Raw genomic sequence first — 17,168 nt, 5'->3', positions numbered from 1 at the left:
GGTCCTTCCCCCGCTACCGAGACTTCCGCGATGACCAATCCCCTGCTCGATTTTTCCGGCCTGCCGCGCTTCGATGCGATCCAGCCCGAGCACATCGGCCCGGCGATCGACACGCTGCTGGCGCAGGCCGAGGCCGCCGTGGCCGCCGCCGAGACGGTGGCGCCGGTGCGCTGGGACAGCTTCGTGGCGCCGCTGGACGATGCCACCGAGCGCCTGTGGCGCGCCTGGGGCCAGGTGAGTCACCTGCAGGCGGTGGTCAACACGCCGGCGCTGCGCGAGGCCTACAACGCCAACCTGCCCAAGGTGACGCGCTTCTCCAGCGCGCTGGGACAGAACCTGGCGCTGTTCGCGCAGTACCGCACGCTGGCGCAGTCGCCGGAGGCGGCCGCGCTCGGCCCGGCGCAGCGCAAGGTGCTGGACAACGCGCTGCGCGATTTCCGCCTGGGCGGCGCCGAACTGGGCGAGGCCGACAAGCAGCGCTTCGCCGCGATCCAGGAAGAACTGTCGGCGCTGTCGGCCAAGTTCTCGCAGAACGTGCTCGACGCCACCGATGCATGGTCGCTGTGGATCGACGACCCGGCGCGCCTGGCCGGCCTGCCCGAGGACAGCATCGCCGCCGCGCGCGCAGCGGCCGAACGCGAAGGCCAACCGGGCTGGAAGCTGACCCTGCAGATGCCCTGCTATCTGCCGGTGCAGATGTACGCCGAGGACCGCGCGTTGCGCGAGACGCTGTACCGCGCCAACGCGATCCGCGCCTCGGAGTTCGGCGATGCGGCGCTGGACAACAGCGCGGCGATCGGCCGCATCCTCGCCCTGCGCGGCGAACTGGCGGCGCTGCTCGGCTTCGCCAGCTACGCCGAGTATTCGCTGGCGACGAAGATGGCGCAGGATCCGGCGCAGGTGCTGGACTTCCTGCACGATCTGGCCGTACGCGCCAAGCCCTACGCGCAGCGCGACCGCGCCGAACTGGAGGCATTCGCGCGCGAGCACCTGGGCCTGGACACGCTGGAAGCCTGGGATCTGGCCTATGCCGGCGAAAAGCTCAAGCAGGCGCGCTACAGCTTCTCTGAGCAGGAAGTGAAGCGCTACTTCACCGAGCCCAAGGTGCTGGAGGGCCTGTTCGGCCTGATCCACGACCTGTACGGCCTGCGCGTGGAGGCCGACAGCGCGCCGGTGTGGCATCCGGATGTGCGCTTCTTCCGCCTCAGCGATGCGCAGGGGCGCCTGGTCGGGCAGTTCTACCTGGACCTGTACGCGCGCGAAGGCAAGCGCGGCGGCGCCTGGATGGACGACTGCCGCAACCGCCGCGAGCGCGCCGACGGCGTGCAGACCCCGCTGGTGTACCTGGTGTGTAATTTCGGCCGCGGCAGCGACGGCAAGCCGGCCACCTTCACCCACAACGAGGTCACCACCCTGTTCCACGAGATGGGCCATGGACTGCACCAATTGCTGACCCAGGTCGGCGAACTGGGCGTGGCCGGCATCAACGGTGTGGAATGGGACGCGGTGGAACTGCCCAGCCAGTTCATGGAGAACTTCTGCTGGGAGTGGCCGCGCCTGCAGGCGATGACCGCGCACGTGGACAGCGGCGAACCGCTGCCGCGCGCACTGTTCGACAAGATGCTCGCGGCGAAGAACTACCAGAGCGGCATGTTCACCGTGCGCCAGCTTGAGTTCGCGCTGTTCGACATGCAGCTGCACCACAGCTTCGATGCGCAGGCCGACAGCGTGCTGCAGTTGCTCGAGCGCGTGCGCGACGCCGTGGCGGTGAACCGGCCGCCGGCGTGGAACCGCTTCCCGCACCAGTTCAACCACATCTTCGCTGGCGGCTATGCGGCCGGCTATTACAGCTACAAGTGGGCCGAGGTGCTCAGCGCCGACGCGTATGCCGCATTCGAGGAAGCGCCTGACCAGTTGGCGGACACCGGCGCGCGCTTCCTGCGCGAGATCCTCTCGCGCGGCGGCAGCCGCCCGGCGCTGGAGAACTTCACTGCCTTCCGCGGTCGCGTGCCGGAACTGGAGGCGTTGCTGCGGCACAGCGGCATGGCCGGATAAGCCGGGATTCGGGATTCGGGATTGGGGATTCGGGATGACAGCCTGCGGCTGCTGAAAGCCGGGATTCGAGATTTTCCTGCACAGGCGTAGTGGTTGCGATTGCACTGTGGGAGGGGCTTCAGCCCCGACGGGCTTTCCCGGGAAAGCCCATCGGGGCTGAAGCCCCTCCCACAAAAAGCGGCGACCTTTTTCATCGGAAGGCAGCCACGTTTGTCAGATAGCTTGATCGTGATGTTGTTCCGTGCACGACGTCCCCCAATTCCCATCCCGGCTTTCAACAGCCGCAGACTGATCATCCCGAATCCCGAATCCCAGCTCCTCTGTGCTAGAACACAGCACAGCGGCACGGCGATCTTCGCCGCCGCGATCGCGGCGCAGGACACTGCCGCACTGCACAAGGAGGACCGCATGAAGCGAGCAGGGTGGTGGACGCCGTTGCTGTTGGGCATGGCCGCGCCGGCATTGGCGCAGGACGGCAGCGGCACGGTGCGCATCGGCGCCAGTCTGCGCGCCGGCCCGGCGCCGGAGTATCCGCGCGTGGCCACGCCGGCCACCGACGACGCGTTGCAGGTGCATGGCTGCACACGGGATTGGGCCTGGTGCGATGTCAGCTGGCGCGAGAAACGCGGCTGGCTGCCGGCTGGTGCAATCGACTTTCACTAACAGGGGCAGGGCGTCGCGCCCGGTGCCTCGCTCGGTGTGCCCACGGTCGGCTTCGCGCTGGACCGCTACTGGGACACGCACTATCGCGGCCAGCCGTGGGCACGCGAACGCGCGCGTTACCGCCCGCTGGAAAGCGCGGCGACTGCCGCTGGTCCAGCGCAGATCCCGGCACCGCTGCAGCGGCAGTTGGCGCCGCAATGGCGGGCGCCCCCTCCACCGCAGGCGTCCGCGTCCGAGGCCGTGAGCGCCACGCCGGCATGGACGCCGCCGGGCGAGCGGATGCATCAGATCCCGCCGCCGGACGCGCTCAATCCCCGCTACAACAAGGAACTGGCGAAGGAACTGCAACGCCAGGACAGCGACCGCCGCCGGCGCGAATCGATGGGACTGCAACCGGTGCCGCCGTCTGCTTCCGCACCGTCGGCATTGCCTTCGTGGCCGCCCACGCCCGCGACGATCCAGTGGGTCGAGCGGCATCCGCCGAAGCCGAGTTCGCCACCACCGCCACCACCGCCACCGCCTCCGCCCTCAGCGCCACCGGCCAAGCCGGAACCGCACAAGGACGAGGCCGCCGGGCGACACGATGTGAAGCAACTGGAACGCTAAGCCGCGCCACGGCGCCCTCAAAGGCGCCGTGCGGCCTGGGTACGGTCAGGCCTTGGCGAACACCAGCGCGGCGTTGGTGCCGCCGAAGCCGAAGCTGTTGGACATCACCGTGCGCAAGTCCGCGTCGCGGCTTTCGCGCACGATCGGGAAGCCCTCGGCGCGCGGATCCAGCGTGTTGATATTGGCCGAGCCGGCGATGAAACCGTCGCGCAGCATCAGCAGGCAGTAGATCGCCTCGTGCACGCTGGCCGCACCCAGCGAATGCCCGGACAGCGCCTTGGTCGAGGACAGCGGCGGCACCGCATAGCCGAATACCGCGCGCACCGCATCCAGCTCGGTGACATCGCCCAGCGGCGTCGAGGTGCCATGGGTGTTGAGATAGTCGATCGGCGCGTCCACGCCCTGCAGCGCCATGCGCATGCAGCGCACCGCGCCTTCGCCGGACGGGGCCACCATGTCGGCGCCATCGGAGGTCACGCCGTAGCCGACCAGTTCGGCATGGATGCGCGCGCCGCGCGCCACCGCGTGCTCGTAGTCCTCCAGCACCAGCATGCCGCCGCCGCCGGCGATGACGAAGCCGTCGCGCGCGGCGTCGTAGGGCCGCGACGCCACCGCCGGCGTGTCGTTGAAGCCGGTGGACAATGCGCCCATCGCGTCGAACATCAGGCTCATGGTCCAGTCGAGCTCTTCGCCGCCGCCGGCGAACATCACGTCCTGCTGGCCGTGGCGGATCAGGTCCGCCGCCGCGCCGATGCAGTGCGCCGAGGTCGCGCACGCGGCCGACAACGAGTAGCTCACGCCCTTGATCTTGAACGCGGTGGCCAGGCTCGCCGACACCGCCGAACACATCGTGCGCGGCACCATGTACGGGCCGACCTTGCGCACGCCGCGGTTGCGCAGCAGATCCGCCGCTTCCACCTGCCAATGGCTGGAGCCGCCGCCGGAGCCGGCGATCAGGCCGATCCGCGGGTCGCTGATCGCCGCCTCGTCCAGGCCGGCATCGGCCAGCGCATCGCGCAGCGCCAGGTAGGCGTAGGCCGAGGCGTCGCCCATGAAGCGCTTGAGCTTGCGGTCGATCGCCGAGTCCAGATCCAGTTGCACATCGCCGCCGATCTGGCTGCGCAGGCCGGCCTCGACCGCCTGCGGGTTATGGCGGATGCCGGCGCGGCCTTCGCGCAACGCGCGCGACACGCTGTCCAGATCGTTGCCCAGGCACGACGTGATGCCCATTCCGGTAATTGCCACGCGCCGCATCAGAACGCCTCCGTCGACGTGAACAGGCCCACCCGCATGTCCTTGGCGGTATAGATCTCGCGCCCATCCACCGACATGCGGCCGTCGGACATCGCCATCGCCAGCTTGCGGTTGATCACCCGGCTGATGTCGATCTCGTACACCACCTGCTTGGCGGTGGGCAGCACCTGCCCGGTGAACTTCACTTCGCCCACGCCCAGCGCACGGCCGCGGCCGGGTGCGCCCAGCCAGGTCAGGAAGAAGCCGGTCAACTGCCACATCGCATCCAGGCCCAGGCAGCCGGGCATCACCGGATCGCCGATGAAGTGGCAGCCGAAGAACCACAGGTCCGGGCGGATATCCAGTTCGGCGCGGATCACGCCCTTGCCGTGCGCGCCGCCGGTCTCGTCGATGGCGACGATGCGGTCGAACATCAGCATCGGATCGTTGGGCAGGCGCGCGGCGTCGGCGCCGAACAACTCGCCGCGTGCGCTGGCGAGCAATTGCTCGCGCGAATAGGAGGACAGACGACTCATGAGCGGAACATTCCCAGGCGAGACAGTCGAGGCGCGCAAGAGTGCATGAGCTTCGCGCGTTCAATCAAACGTTTTATCCGTACGCACGCGTAGTGTCGGCAGCGGCGGTGGCGCGCGCACTGCGCCGGATCAAGGCGCGCATTCTCAGTCCGTGCGCAGCGCGGGGCTTATCATGCGCACACCGTTCGCAGGCGTAGGGTATGGGGTCGATGCGCAAGATCATTCACGTCGACATGGACGCGTTCTACGCGTCCGTGGAGCAGCGTGACGATCCTGCGCTGCGCGGAAAGCCGGTGGTGGTGGCCTGGCGCGGCATGCGCTCGGTGGTGTGCGCCGCCTCCTACGAGGCGCGGGTGTTCGGCGTGCGCTCGGCGATGCCGGCGCTGCGCGCCGAGCGGCTGTGCCCGGACGCGATCTTCGTGCCGCCGGATTTCGCCCGCTACAAGGCGGTGTCGCGGCAGGTGCGCGAGATCTTCCAGCGCCACACCGACCTGATCGAGCCGCTGTCGCTGGACGAGGCCTACCTGGACGTCACCGAGCCCAAGGGCGAATTGCGCACCGCCACCGAGATCGCCCAGACCATCCGCGCGCAGATCCGCGCCGAAACCGAACTGACCGCCTCGGCCGGCATCGCACCGAACAAGTTCCTGGCCAAGATCGCCTCGGACTGGCGCAAGCCCGACGGCCAGTTCGTGATCCGCCCGCATCGCGTGGAAGCGTTCCTGACCCCGTTGCCGGTGAACAAGGTGCCCGGCGTGGGCAAGGTCATGGAGGCCAAGCTGGCGGAACTGGGCATCGCCACCGTCGGCGACCTGCGCGCGCGCAGCGAGGCGGAACTGGAGGCGCGCTTCGGCAGCTTCGGCCTGCGCCTGTACCAGCGCGCGCGCGGCATCGACGAACGCCCGGTGGAGTCGGACCAGCCGGTGCAGTCGATCTCCTCCGAGGACACCTTCGCCGAAGACCTGGCGCTGGAGGCGCTGGAGCCGGCGATCCGGCAACTGGCCGAGAAGACCTGGAACGCCACCCGCCGCACCGAGCGCATCGCGCGCACCGTGGTGCTGAAGCTGAAGACCGCGCAGTTCCGCATCCTCACCCGCAGTTTCACCCCGGAGCAGCCGCCGGACTCGCTGCAGGCCTTGATCGACATCGCCCTGGCGCTGCGCGAGCGGGTAGACCTGCCGGCATCCACCCGCTACCGCCTGGTCGGCATCGGCCTGTCCGGCTTCCACGAGCGCGAGCCGGGGCAGGCGCAGGGGCGCTTGTTCGGTTGAGGCGGTGGCGTCGCCTGGGATACTGCCTTCCCGGCTGATTGCATGGGAACGTGTGCCACGGGAGACTGTCGTACCCTCTATCGTCGCGCCCTGAGCGGTGCGTGGATTGAAACACCTGGGGTTACGGTGCGGCGACGGCGGGTCTGTGTCGCGCCCTTGCGGGGGCGTGGATTGAAAGCGCATCGAGTCGGTCAGCAAGCACAGCGTCAGCGGTCGCACACGCTCGCGTGTGCGTGTGTTGAAACAACCATGGGATGTGGGTGCAGGCCGAGAACCTGGCTGTCGCTCCCGCGTCGGGACTGAAGTCCCTCCCACAGGGGCATCCTGCTCGGGTTGCAACAGCGACTTCATCCTCTGGCACGCGGATCGACCTGGTCGCGTCCTCACGGATGCGTGGATTGAAACATGGGTGGGGATCGCCAACCGGTGATGTTCTCGGGTGTCGTGCGCGCGAGCGCAGGGATCGAGCGGTTGACTCGGGCCGGGATGGATCGCGTGAGCGCGGTTCGCGCGCTCGGTCGCCGTCACGGTGCCGCCGCAGCGGTCGTGGCGTGGTCGCAATCGCGTGTCAGCGAAGGCAGCTTCCGCGCCGCGCCGCGCCCGCGCGCGCGTCGCAACCGCGTCCGACATTGCGCCACCTACAATGCGCACTTGTTTCCCTGTGTTGGCACGACATGACATTTCCTTATGCATTGGTGGTGTTCGACCTGGACGGCACCCTGGTCGACAGCGGCGCCGACATCGCCGAGGCGCTGAACCGCACCCTGGCCGACTTCGGCCTGCCGCGCGTGCCGGAGGCGACCGTGCTGGGCTGGATCGGCGAGGGCGTGCGCAAACTCGTCGAGAGCGCCTGGCGGCATGCCGGCGACGCCACTCAGCTCGAGACGGTGATGCCGACCTTCATGCGTCACTACGCCGAATGCCTGTTGCGCAGTCCGCGGCTGTATCCGGGTGCGGCCGAGGCGCTGACGCAGTTGCATGCGGATGGCGTGACGCTGGCGCTGTGCACCAACAAGCCGTCGGCGATGGTGCCGCCGTTGTTGCGCCATCTGGGCGTGGCCGATCTGTTCTCTGCGGTGCTCGGCGGCGACAGCCTGCCCGAGCGCAAGCCCAGCCCGGCGCCGCTGCTGCACCTGGCGCAGCAGTTCGCGCAGCCGCCGGCGCGCTGCCTGATGGTCGGCGATTCGGGGACCGACCTGCAGGCCGGCCACGCCGCCGGCATGCCGGTGGCGCTGGTAAGTTACGGCTATCCGCGCGATCTGGATCTGGCCACGGCCGACGTGGTGTTGCTGATGGATGATTTGCGCGCGCTGCTGCAGCTGCGCTGATACGACGGCGATCCAAACACTGCGGTGTAGCGCAAAGACCGGGATGCGCTTGCAGGAGCGGCTTCAGCCGATGACGCAGTAAGCCCCTCTCCCCCCGGGAGAGGGGTTGGGGTGAGGGTCCGGGCGCGCAGCGGTCGCTGAACTGTCAGGTTTGTGCCGCGATGCATGAGCACGAGGGAGGCTGTTTGCGTTCGGCAGCCAGCGGCCTGATCGCGAGCGACCACGTGCGCGTGCGTCGCGCATGCCTGCTTTGAGAATGCGCGCATCTACATCCGCTGTGTTCGCACATGCCGCCTCTCGTAGGAACGGCTTCAGCCGCGATGGGCTTTACCGGGAAAGCCCATCACGGCTGAAGCCGCCCATACAAAAAAGGACGCGTGGTTTCTGCGCTTTCGTCCCGCGCTACGCCATCGGCGCAGCGCGGGACGCCGACTCAGCGCGCCGCCGGCGCGTAGCGCAGGGTCAGCGCGTACTCGCGGCCCGGCTGGTTGTACCAGTTCACCGTCTGGTAGTCGCGGTCGAACACGTTGCTGGCCTTGGCCTGCAGCGTCCAGTCCGGGGTGAACGCGTACTCCGCGCGCAGGTCGACGGTGCCGTAGCCCGCCAGGCGCACGCGGTTGGCCGCGTCGTCGAAGCGGTGGCCGCTGCCGAACACGCTGACGCCGAGCTTGACTGGGCCGATGCCGCGGTCCACGTCCAGGCGCGCGGTGTTCTGCGCGCGGCGCGCCAGCCAGTTGTCGCGGTTGCCGCCGTCGCTGCGGTTGCGCGGGTCGGTGTGGCTCAGCTGCGCCGACAGTTCCCAGCCGGCCAGCAATGCATAGCCGGTCAGTTCGGCGCCGCGGATGCGCGCTTCGTCCACGTTGACCGGCAGGAAGCTGACCGCGTCGTAGGAGATCAGGTCCTTCACCCGGGTCTCGTAGGCGTTGAAGGTCCAGTTCCAGCTGTCGGCATACTGCGCAATGCCGAGGTTGCCGCTCTTGGAGCGCTCCGGCTTCAGTTCCGGGTTGCCGGCGAACGGGTAGTACAGGTCGTTGAAGGTCGGCGCCTTGAAGCCGGTGCCGACGCTGGCGGTGAGCTTGAGGCCATGCGCCAACGCCAGGCCCCAGCCGAGGCTGCCGGTGGTGTGCTCGCCGAACTGTTCGTTGTCGTCGCTGCGCACGCTGGCCTGCACCTGCTGCGCGCCGAAGCGGCCCTGGTACTCGGCGAACACGCCGGTGTTGTCGCGGCTGTCGACGTCGAAGGCGGTGCTGCTGGCAACGTGCTCGCGCTGCCAGTCGCTGCCGACGCTGAGCAAATGGCCTTCGGCCAGGGTGATGTCGCCTTGCAGCGCTGCGGTGTCGCGGCGGCTGTCGAAGGTGCTGACGAAGCTGCGGGTGCGTGCGCCTGGCGCACGGTAGTAGCTGTCCGCGTCGTCGACGTTGCGGCCCAGTTGCGCGGCCAGGTGCAGGCGATCGGAGGGCGTCCAGTCGAGCTTGCCGCTGAACACCTGCTGGGTGTTGTCGGCCTCGTTGCCGGCGAACAGCGCGTCGCCGTCGTACTCGTTGCGGCTGTCGATGTTCAGCGCCTGTCCTTCGATGCGCAGCGTGTCGGTCAGCGCGTAGCCGCCGCGCGCGCTCAGCGAGACGTTGCGGTAGCCGTCGCGGTCGGGCTGGTCGACGAAGCAGCCGGCGAACAGCGTGGCCGAGCCGTTGCAGGCATTGATGCCGTCGGTCTTCTGGTAGCCGCCCTGCACGGCCAGCCAGCCGCGCTCGCCGCGGTTGCTGAAGCCGGCGCCGGCCTCGCGCAGGCCGTGGCTGCCGCCGCCCAGGCTCAGGTTCTGCTGGAAGCCCTGGCCGCCGCGGCGGGTGAAGATCTGGATGACGCCGCCGATCGCGTCGGAGCCGTACAGGCTCGAGCGCGGGCCGCGCACGATCTCGATGCGCTCGATCTGGCTCAGCGGCAGGTCCTGGAACGCGGCCAGGCCGGCGCTGGCCGAGCCGATGCGCACGCCGTCCACCAGCACCAGCACGTGGTCCGACTCGCTGCCGCGCAGGTTCAGCGTGGTCAGCTTGCCCAGGCCGCCCTGGTTGGAGAAGCCGATGCCGGCGCGGCCCTGCAGCAGCTGCGCCAGCGAGGTGGCCTGGCTGCGCTCGATCTCGGCACGGTCGATGACCTGCGCCGGCACCACGCTGTCCTCCACCGAAATCTGGGTGCGGGTGGCGGTGACCAGGACCTGGTCGAGGTCGGTGGCGGCATCGGCGGCGTGGGCCAGCGCGGGCAGGGACAGGGCGGACGCGATCGCGACCGAAAGCAGGCGGGACGACATGGGTGGCAACTCCGGCGCGCGGCTGCGCGCTGTGACGGCAAGGGAGTCGCGAACGGAAGGTGCAAGCGGACGGCGCCGGACACGGCGCGGCACGCCGCGACGCCCTCCGCATCGCAACCAGTGAACTGCAAGGCCGGTCTCCGGGCTCGCGATCAGGGAGGCGGACCTCCCGGCTGCGACGCCTTCCCATGCCCAGGGCACAGTGGCGCAGGTCGTCAGCGCGGATCGCTTACCGTTGCGGGGGCAGCGCCGGCCTTGTCGCAAGACGCACCGGCTTCCCGTTTCAACCCGCTGGCCGGAGCCGGTGGGTCACCTTGAAGCGGCGCGATTGTACGCGATCGCCGCTGGCTGCGCGGCTCAGTCGGCGTGAGTGCCGTGGCCGTCGTCGTCGCCGTAGTGGTCGCCCGTCGGCGTGTCGTGCGTGTCGTGCGCGTAGGCGCCGTCGGCAGCGTCGTCGTCGCGCGTGTCGTCGCGGTCGAAGTGCGTGGTCGCCACCGGCCCGGCGACCGGCAGGCCGCGCTGCGCCGGCAGCGCCGCCGTCGCGATCTCCAGTTCGCCCAGCAACTGCGCGCGGCGTGCTTCGGACAGTTCCTGCCAGTGGCAGCCGCTGAGCGCGCCTTCCAGCGAATACAGCAGGTTGAGGCTGGGCTTGAAGCCGGCGCGCTTGACCTTGACGAAGGCGCCGACCGCGCCGGCCGTCTCCAGGTCCTGCTGCGTGCGCACGCCGACCTGGCGCAGCCAGGCCGCGCTCTTGGGGCCGATGTTGCGCAGCTTGGTGGTACTCATCGCAGGCTGTCGACGAAGACCTGGGCGATCGCTTCCAGGCCGCGCTGGTCGTCGGCGTCGAAGCGGGCCAGGTCGGGGCTGTCCAGGTCGAACACGCCCACAAGCGCACTGTCGCGCAGCAGCGGCACCACCAGTTCCGACCGCGAGGCCGCATCGCAGGCGATATGCCCGGGGAACGCCTCCACGTCGTCGATGCGCTGGGTCTGGCCGCTGCTGGCGGCCGCGCCGCACACGCCCTTGTGCAGCGGAATGCGCACGCACGCGGGCAGGCCCTGGAACGGGCCGACCACCAGTTCCTTGCCGTCGTAGAAGTAGAAACCGACCCAGTTCAGCCGCGGCAGCGCGTGGTACACCAGCGCGGCCAGGTTGGCGGCATTGGCGATGCGGTCGGGCTCCCCGGCGACCAGGGCACGGGCCTGATCGAGCAACTGGGCGTACTGTTCCGGCTTGCTGCCGGTGAGCGAGGACGAGGCGAACATCGCGCGAGTCTAGCAGCGCACTGCGTCCGCCGGCACCGCGGCGGCTGACGCGCGCGACGCACCCGGCTATCCTGCGCGCCGCCGCGCGTCCCGCCGGCCAACCGACAGGGTTTCGCATGGCTGTTCCCGCCTTCTACGTCACCGGCACCGATACCGGCATCGGCAAGACCATCGCCAGCACCGCGCTGCTGCACGCCCTGCGCGCGCGCGGCCAGCGCGCGGTGGGCATGAAGCCGGTGGCCAGCGGCTGCACGCGCGAGGCCGACGGCTGGCGCAACGAGGACGCGCTGGCGCTGCAGGATGCGAGCGCGCCGCGGCCGGCCTATGACGATCTCAATCCCTACGCGCTGCCGCTGCCGCTGGCGCCGGAACTGGCCGCCGCCGATGCCGGCGTGCAGCTGGAGCTGGCGCCGATCGCGGCCGCGTTCGAACGCCTGCGCGCGCAGGCCGACGTGGTGGTGGTGGAAGGCGTGGGTGGCTGGGCGGCGCCGCTGTCGGCGACGCTGGACCAGGCCGATCTGGCGCGCGCGCTGCGGCTGCCGGTGGTGCTGGTGGTCGGCCTGCGCCTGGGCTGCCTCAACCACGCCCGGCTCAGCGCCGCGGCGATCGCCGCCGATGGCCTGCAGTGCATCGGCTGGATCGGCAACGAGATCGACCCGGCGATGGAGCGCATCGACGACAACATGGCGATGCTGCGTGCGCGCCTGCCGATGCCGTGCTGGGGGCGCCTGCCGTACCGGCCGCAACCGCAGGCCGAGCAGTTGGCGGCGCAGTTGCAGCCGTGGGCGGGCATGTCGCCCGGCTGAGCAACTGCCGGTGGTACTGCGCTGCCGGCCTTTGTGGGAGGGACTTCAGTCCCGACGCCTGACCGATGCCGCGTCGGGGCTGAAGCCCCTCCCACAAGAGCAGGACGTCCAGGATCCGCAAGATGGGCTGATCCCGAATGCCGGGTTTCACTCCCGAAGCAAGCGCATGGAGAAGCCCGGTCGAAGAGGCGATCTACCGGCTCCTGGCAAAGCACCGGAGCTGAAGCCTCTCTCATCAGGAAAGACAGGAACGCCAAGACGCACGCGATCGACCAATCCCGAATCCCCACTCCCGAATCCCGCCCATAAAAAAGGCCCGGTAGAGGGAGGGATCTACCGGGCCTTGGGTTGCACGGGGGGAGGGACCCATGCAGACCGAGCGTGCGTCGGGCGGCGAACCGCAGCGACGTCGAAAACTAGTGTTACTTGGCGGCGGGCTTGGCCTTCGGCGCGGCCTGCTCGGTCGCCGCTTCGAACTGGTGCTTGGCGAGCTGGCCGATGGCCTCGGAGGCCTTCAGGCCCAGGCCGAACACTTCCTGGTTGGCCGTGGCCAGCCGCTCGAAGTTGTCGCGGGCGATCTGCAGGCCCTTCGGCCACAGCGCCTGCACGGTGCCCAGATCGCGCGCCTCGGTCAGTTCGCCGAGGAAGCCGGTGGTGGCCGACACGTTCTTCTCGAAGGTCTTCAACTGCACGCCGAACACGCTCTCGGCGCTCTCCAGCGCCAGGCGGTTGGCACGCGCCGCGGCGGCGGCGAACTGCTGGGTGTAGCTGCTGAACTGATCGTTGAATTGAGCGGACATCATGCAACTCCGTTGGAATGCCGACTGCTGTTGCAGTGCAACATACGCTCATTCTGCTGCGATGCAACAAAATTTTCTGAAGCCGCTCAGGATTCGTTCAAACTGCTTTTCTGATCAATTACTTGGCGCAATTCCGCCAGCCCTTGCCGGACGCCTCTGCGGGCCTGGAAAGCGCCAGATGCGCGCAACGACGCAAGGCGGGCAGCACGCAAACCCTCAGCCGGCGCGGTGCCGCCCTTACGATTCCCGAATCCCCATTCCCGGCCTTCTTCAACCCGGCCCGCGATAGCGACAGCCGGAGGTGCAGGTCTCGTGCACCACCACTTCGCTCAGCAGCGGCAATACCGGCTTGAGCCGGTCCCAGATCCACACCGCCAGACGCTCGCTGGTGGGATTGTCCAGGCCCTCGATGTCGTTGAGGTAATGGTGGTCGAGCTGGTCGTAGAGCGGGCGGAACGCCGCCTTGATGTCGCCGAAATCCATCACCCAGCCGCTCTCGGCGCCAGGCTCGCCGCTGACGTGCAGCTCGATGCGGAACGAATGCCCGTGCAGGCGCGCGCACTTGTGGCCGGGCGGCACGTTGGGCAGGCGATGCGCGGCTTCGAGGGTGAAGACTTTGAAGATATCCATGGGGAGCATTGTACGGTCAGGGGTGGAGCGGCATGGCGGGCTGCCGGCGCCGCGCGACGACGACGGCGCCGTCGTGCGGCAGGGTGTCGCGACATGCGCGATGCCGGGTGGAGCGGACAAAAAAGGCCGCCCCGAAGGGCGGCCCGAGTGCGTGCGCAGCGCGTGGCCGCGGACGGATCAGCGCGGCGCGGCGGGGCGGTTGCCGCCGCCGTTGCCGTGGCGGCGGCCCTGGCCCTGGCGGCGGGCGCCGTCGGCGTGGCTGCCACCGGGCTTCTTGCTGCCGGCGTGCGCATGCGCGTGCGCCGGCGCATCGCCATGGCCGCGACGGGCGTGGCTGCCGCGACGCGGCGGACGCTGGCCGCCCGGACGCTCGTCCGGCGGGTTGTTGTTGCCCCAGCGGATCGGCGTGACCGGCTCGAAGCCCGGCACGTCGCGGATGTCCATCTCGCGCTTGAGCATGCGTGCGATCGCGCGCAGCAGCTTGGCCTCGTCCTGCGCCACCAGCGAAATTGCTTCACCGGTCGAACCGTTGCGGCCGGTGCGGCCGATGCGGTGCACGTAGTCCTCGGCGACCATCGGCAGGTCGTAGTTGATGACCTTGGGCAGCTGGTCGATGTCGATGCCGCGCGCGGCGATGTCGGTCGCCACCAGCACGGTGATGCGGCCGGCCTTGAAGTCGCTCAATGCGCGCAGGCGCTGGCCCTGGCTCTTGTTGCCGTGGATCGCTGCCGTCTTCAACCCGGACTTGTCCAGGAACATGGTCAGCTTGTCGGCACCGTGCTTGGTGCGGGCGAACACCAGGGTCTGCTTGCGCGAGTCGGCGGCCAGCAGGTGCAGCAGCAGTTCGCGCTTGCGCGCACCGTCCACCGGATGCACGCGGTGGGTGATGGTGTCGGCCACGGTGTTGCTCGGGGTGGCCTGGATTTCCTGCGGGTCGTGCATGAACTCGCGGGCCAGCTGCTTGATGCCTTCCTCGAAGGTGGCCGAGAACAGCAGGGTCTGCCGGTTCTGCTTGGGCAGCTTGGCGAGGATGCGCTTGATCGACGGCAGGAAGCCCATGTCGAGCATGCGGTCGGCTTCGTCCAACACCAGGATCTCGATGCCCGACAGGTCCACGCTGCGGCGCTCGAGGTGGTCGAGCAGGCGGCCCGGGCAGGCGATCAGCAGGTCCACGCCGCGGCGCAGCGCGTCGAGCTGGTTGCCCATGCCCACGCCGCCGTAGATGGTGGTGCTGGGGATGCGCAGGTACTTGCTGTAGCCGCGCAGGCTGTCGTGGACCTGGGTGGCCAGTTCGCGGGTCGGGGTCAGGATCAGCGCGCGCGGCTTGCGCGGGCCGGGGCCCACCGACTGCGGCGAAGTGCCCAGGTGCTGCAGCAGCGGCAGGCCGAACGCGGCGGTCTTGCCGGTGCCGGTCTGCGCGCCGGCCATCAGGTCATGGCCTTCCAGGGCGACGGGAATGGCCTGCGCCTGGATCGGGGTGGGGGTTTCGTAGCCCTGCTCGGCCAACGCGCGCAGCAGGAAGGGCGCAAGGCCCAGGGATTCGAACGACATGAGAATGCTCCGGATAACGCGCCGACGCCGGGACGGACCCGGCGCGCAGGCGCAAGTAGGTGAGGCTCGGAGCGTTCCCGTGAACCGCGCTGCGAGAGGGTGGATCAACCCGCAGCGCGAGGCTGGGGTTCGTCAGCACCACGAAAGGCGTCGGGCGGGGCGGGCGAGTCGGATCGTTGCGATCCTGGCCTCGCCGGCGGTCCCTGAGGGAAACGGACGGCCGCATGCAGACCGGCGCAGTGTACCTGAATTGGCGCGCTGCACAAAATCCGGGTCCGTTTCAGTTGAAACCAAGCCGGCGTCTGGCCGTACAATCGCCGGCTCAGCCCCCAGCACTGGACGGACATGAAGCTAGGTTCCCTGAAGGAAGGCGGTCGCGACGGCACCCTGATCGTCGTGTCCCGCGATCTGACCCGCGCCGTGCGCGCCACCGGCATCGCGCCGACCCTGCAGCGCGCGCTGGAGGACTGGAGCAACCTCGCCCCGCGCCTGAACGCGCTGTCCGAGTCGCTCAACGACGGCAGCGCCGACGGCCAGTTCGACCTGGACATGGCCGCGCTGGCGGCACCGCTGCCGCGCGCCTACGAGTTCCTCGACGGCAGCGCCTACCTGCCGCACGTCGAGCGCGTGCGCCGCGCGCGCGGCGCCGAGGTGCCGGAGAGCTTCTACACCGACCCGCTGATGTACCAGGCGGTCAGCGCCGGCTTCTACGGCCCGCGCGATGCGGTCAAGGTGGTCAGCGAGGACTACGGCATCGACCTGGAAGCCGAGATCGTGGTGGTCACCGACGACGTGCCGATGGCGGTCAGCCCGGCGCAGGCCGCCGCGCACATCCAGCTGATCGGCCTGGTCAACGACGTGTCGTTGCGCAACCTGATTCCGCCGGAACTGGCCAAGGGCTTCGGCTTCGTGCAGTCCAAGCCGCGTTCGGCGCTGTCGCCGGTGTTCGTCACTCCCGACGAACTGGGCGAGGCCTGGCAGGGCAACAAGGTGCACCTGCCGCTGCTGACCCACATCAACGGCGCCTGGTTCGGCGCGCCCGAGGCGGGCGAGGACATGCAGTTCGATTTCGCGCAACTGGTCGCGCACGCGGCCAAGACCCGGCCGCTGGCGGCGGGCGCGGTGGTCGGCTCGGGCACCATCGCCAACCAGGACACCACGCGTGGTGCCTCCTGCTTCGCCGAACAGCGCACCGTGGAAACCCTGCGCGACGGCAAGCCGAGCACGCCGTACATGTCCTTCGGCGACGTGGTGCGGATCGAGATGCTGGACCGTGACGGAGTGAGCATCTTCGGTGCGATCGAGCAGCGCATCGAGCAGGCGCCGCTGCCCTGACCCGGCCGGCGGCGGTGCCGGGGCGACCGGCGGCGCCGCAGCCCGGGTGTCCACCGGTATCGTTGTCGATTGCGCAGACGGAGGCGGGCATGGACGAGGCACTGCAGCTCTACACCTACTGGCGCTCCAGCGCCGCGTACCGGGTGCGCATCGGGCTGGAGCTCAAGCGTCTGGCCTACCAGTCGCTGCCGGTGCACCTGGTGCGCGACGGTGGACAGCAGCACTCGCCGGAATATGCGCGGTTGAACCCGCAGGAACTGGTGCCGACCCTGTGCCACGAGGGCCAGCCGATCCGCCAATCGCTGGCGATCCTGGAGTACCTGGACGAGCGCTGGCCGGAGCCGCCGCTGCTGCCGGACGCGCCGATCGATCGCGCCCGCGTGCGCGGCCTGGCGCAACTGATCGCCTGCGACATCCACCCGCTCAACAACCTGCGCGTGACGCAGTTCTTCGAGAGCGCCTGGAACGTGCCGCAACCCGAGCGCGAAGAGTGGATGCGGCACTGGATGCAGACCGGCTTCGATGCGCTGGAGCAGTTGCTGGCCGAGTCGCCCGACACCGGACGCTTCTGCCACGGCGAGCAGCCGGGCCTGGCCGACTGCTGCCTGGTGCCGCAGCTCTACAACGCGCGCCGCTTCGGCGTGGATCTGCAGGCCTACCCGACCCTGGAGCGGATCGAGCGCGCCTGCCTGGCGCTGCCGGCATTCGACGCGGCGCGCCCGGAACACCAGCCCGACGCGCAGTAAGCTGGGACTATCGTCGCAGGAGCGGGTTCAGCCGCGAC

General features: G+C 69.4%; 16 protein-coding genes and 1 riboswitch. Of the genes, 8 read left to right on the top strand and 8 right to left on the bottom strand.

All coding sequences use genetic code 11. The features are described 5' to 3' along the window. Nucleotides 1-30: 30 nt before the first annotated feature. The 3 genes from SLW56_RS09875 (at nt 31) to SLW56_RS09865 (ending at nt 3,324) form a co-directional block, all read left to right on the top strand. Complete coding sequence (locus SLW56_RS09875; protein WP_320694778.1) at nt 31-2,055, top strand: M3 family metallopeptidase; 2,025 nt, start codon at nt 31-33, stop codon at nt 2,053-2,055. Nucleotides 2,056-2,277: 222 nt separating this feature from the next. Continuing rightward, the gene (locus SLW56_RS09870) at nt 2,278-2,718 is read left to right on the top strand and encodes a hypothetical protein (protein ID WP_320694777.1); all 441 of its coding nucleotides are present in this window, start codon (nt 2,278-2,280) and stop codon (nt 2,716-2,718) included. 36 nt (nt 2,719-2,754) lie between these two features. After that, complete coding sequence (locus tag SLW56_RS09865) at nt 2,755-3,324, top strand: hypothetical protein (RefSeq protein WP_320694776.1); 570 nt, start codon at nt 2,755-2,757, stop codon at nt 3,322-3,324. 45 nt (nt 3,325-3,369) lie between these two features. On the opposite strand, the gene fabB is transcribed toward SLW56_RS09865, so the two are convergent. Both fabB and fabA read right to left on the bottom strand, forming a co-directional pair. Next, entirely contained in the window at nt 3,370-4,578 is a 1,209-nt protein-coding gene (gene fabB / locus SLW56_RS09860) for a beta-ketoacyl-ACP synthase I (RefSeq protein ID WP_320694775.1), read from the bottom strand. Beyond that, nucleotides 4,578-5,093 (bottom strand): 3-hydroxyacyl-[acyl-carrier-protein] dehydratase FabA, encoded by a 516-nt coding sequence (gene fabA, locus SLW56_RS09855; RefSeq protein ID WP_267114353.1) that lies wholly within the window; start codon nt 5,091-5,093, stop codon nt 4,578-4,580. Before fabA ends, fabB begins: the two co-directional genes overlap by 1 nt. Nucleotides 5,094-5,293: 200 nt before the next feature. Here fabA and dinB point away from each other — a divergent pair, with 200 nt between their 5' ends. Both dinB and gph read left to right on the top strand, forming a co-directional pair. Further along, nucleotides 5,294-6,364 (top strand): DNA polymerase IV, encoded by a 1,071-nt coding sequence (dinB, locus tag SLW56_RS09850; RefSeq protein WP_267100537.1) that lies wholly within the window; start codon nt 5,294-5,296, stop codon nt 6,362-6,364. A gap of 674 nt (nt 6,365-7,038) precedes the next feature. Further along, the gene (gene gph / locus SLW56_RS09845) at nt 7,039-7,692 is read left to right on the top strand and encodes a phosphoglycolate phosphatase (RefSeq protein WP_295965387.1); all 654 of its coding nucleotides are present in this window, start codon (nt 7,039-7,041) and stop codon (nt 7,690-7,692) included. Between the two features lie 433 nt (nt 7,693-8,125). On the opposite strand, the gene btuB is transcribed toward gph, so the two are convergent. The 3 genes from btuB to SLW56_RS09830 form a co-directional block, all read right to left on the bottom strand. Beyond that, nucleotides 8,126-9,997 (bottom strand): TonB-dependent vitamin B12 receptor, encoded by a 1,872-nt coding sequence (gene btuB, locus SLW56_RS09840; protein WP_295965388.1) that lies wholly within the window; start codon nt 9,995-9,997, stop codon nt 8,126-8,128. Between the two features lie 113 nt (nt 9,998-10,110). Beyond that, nucleotides 10,111-10,329, bottom strand: a riboswitch (cobalamin riboswitch). Nucleotides 10,330-10,354: 25 nt separating this feature from the next. Further along, the gene (locus tag SLW56_RS09835; RefSeq protein WP_267085185.1) at nt 10,355-10,783 is read right to left on the bottom strand and encodes a TfoX/Sxy family protein; all 429 of its coding nucleotides are present in this window, start codon (nt 10,781-10,783) and stop codon (nt 10,355-10,357) included. After that, entirely contained in the window at nt 10,780-11,262 is a 483-nt protein-coding gene (locus tag SLW56_RS09830; RefSeq protein WP_017912553.1) for a GAF domain-containing protein, read from the bottom strand. Before SLW56_RS09830 ends, SLW56_RS09835 begins: the two co-directional genes overlap by 4 nt. Nucleotides 11,263-11,378: 116 nt before the next feature. On the opposite strand from SLW56_RS09830, the gene bioD reads away from it, so the two are divergent. After that, complete coding sequence (gene bioD, locus SLW56_RS09825; protein WP_267085184.1) at nt 11,379-12,068, top strand: dethiobiotin synthase; 690 nt, start codon at nt 11,379-11,381, stop codon at nt 12,066-12,068. 422 nt (nt 12,069-12,490) lie between these two features. Here bioD and SLW56_RS09820 read toward each other — a convergent pair whose 3' ends face one another. From SLW56_RS09820 to SLW56_RS09810, 3 genes are all read right to left on the bottom strand, one after another. Beyond that, nucleotides 12,491-12,868, bottom strand: a complete 378-nt coding sequence (locus SLW56_RS09820) for a phasin family protein (protein WP_026143664.1) — start codon at nt 12,866-12,868, stop codon at nt 12,491-12,493. 270 nt (nt 12,869-13,138) lie between these two features. Beyond that, nucleotides 13,139-13,498, bottom strand: coding sequence for a 6-carboxytetrahydropterin synthase QueD (gene queD / locus SLW56_RS09815; protein WP_017912556.1), 360 nt, complete (start codon nt 13,496-13,498; stop codon nt 13,139-13,141). A gap of 177 nt (nt 13,499-13,675) precedes the next feature. Beyond that, complete coding sequence (locus tag SLW56_RS09810; protein WP_043093333.1) at nt 13,676-15,049, bottom strand: DEAD/DEAH box helicase; 1,374 nt, start codon at nt 15,047-15,049, stop codon at nt 13,676-13,678. Nucleotides 15,050-15,394: 345 nt separating this feature from the next. Between SLW56_RS09810 and SLW56_RS09805 the strand changes: the two genes are divergently transcribed. Further along, entirely contained in the window at nt 15,395-16,384 is a 990-nt protein-coding gene (locus SLW56_RS09805; RefSeq protein WP_017908490.1) for a fumarylacetoacetate hydrolase family protein, read from the top strand. Nucleotides 16,385-16,473: 89 nt separating this feature from the next. Further along, entirely contained in the window at nt 16,474-17,130 is a 657-nt protein-coding gene (gene maiA, locus SLW56_RS09800) for a maleylacetoacetate isomerase (protein ID WP_152182542.1), read from the top strand. The last annotated feature ends 38 nt before the right edge of the window (nt 17,131-17,168 follow it).

The sequence above is a fragment of the Xanthomonas sp. LF07-6 genome (assembly GCF_034105445.1).
Classification (GTDB): domain Bacteria; phylum Pseudomonadota; class Gammaproteobacteria; order Xanthomonadales; family Xanthomonadaceae; genus Xanthomonas_A; species Xanthomonas_A sontii.
The sequence above is the reverse complement of the archived record's forward strand: the minus strand, read 5'-3'. Positions and strand labels throughout refer to the sequence as shown.

What these genes read in the sequence shown, in the direction of transcription:
- SLW56_RS09830 (WP_017912553.1), bottom strand. Translation starts at nt 11,262, where the DNA reads ATGTTCGCCTCGTCCTCGCTCACCGGCAGCAAGCCGGAACAGTACGCC.
- SLW56_RS09875 (WP_320694778.1), top strand. Translation starts at nt 31, where the DNA reads ATGACCAATCCCCTGCTCGATTTTTCCGGCCTGCCGCGCTTCGATGCG.
- queD (WP_017912556.1), bottom strand. Translation starts at nt 13,498, where the DNA reads ATGGATATCTTCAAAGTCTTCACCCTCGAAGCCGCGCATCGCCTGCCC.
- SLW56_RS09805 (WP_017908490.1), top strand. Translation starts at nt 15,395, where the DNA reads ATGAAGCTAGGTTCCCTGAAGGAAGGCGGTCGCGACGGCACCCTGATC.
- fabA (WP_267114353.1), bottom strand. Translation starts at nt 5,093, where the DNA reads ATGAGTCGTCTGTCCTCCTATTCGCGCGAGCAATTGCTCGCCAGCGCA.
- fabB (WP_320694775.1), bottom strand. Translation starts at nt 4,578, where the DNA reads ATGCGGCGCGTGGCAATTACCGGAATGGGCATCACGTCGTGCCTGGGC.
- bioD (WP_267085184.1), top strand. Translation starts at nt 11,379, where the DNA reads ATGGCTGTTCCCGCCTTCTACGTCACCGGCACCGATACCGGCATCGGC.
- SLW56_RS09835 (WP_267085185.1), bottom strand. Translation starts at nt 10,783, where the DNA reads ATGAGTACCACCAAGCTGCGCAACATCGGCCCCAAGAGCGCGGCCTGG.
- SLW56_RS09810 (WP_043093333.1), bottom strand. Translation starts at nt 15,049, where the DNA reads ATGTCGTTCGAATCCCTGGGCCTTGCGCCCTTCCTGCTGCGCGCGTTG.
- maiA (WP_152182542.1), top strand. Translation starts at nt 16,474, where the DNA reads ATGGACGAGGCACTGCAGCTCTACACCTACTGGCGCTCCAGCGCCGCG.
- dinB (WP_267100537.1), top strand. Translation starts at nt 5,294, where the DNA reads ATGGGGTCGATGCGCAAGATCATTCACGTCGACATGGACGCGTTCTAC.
- SLW56_RS09820 (WP_026143664.1), bottom strand. Translation starts at nt 12,868, where the DNA reads ATGTCCGCTCAATTCAACGATCAGTTCAGCAGCTACACCCAGCAGTTC.
- gph (WP_295965387.1), top strand. Translation starts at nt 7,039, where the DNA reads ATGACATTTCCTTATGCATTGGTGGTGTTCGACCTGGACGGCACCCTG.
- btuB (WP_295965388.1), bottom strand. Translation starts at nt 9,997, where the DNA reads ATGTCGTCCCGCCTGCTTTCGGTCGCGATCGCGTCCGCCCTGTCCCTG.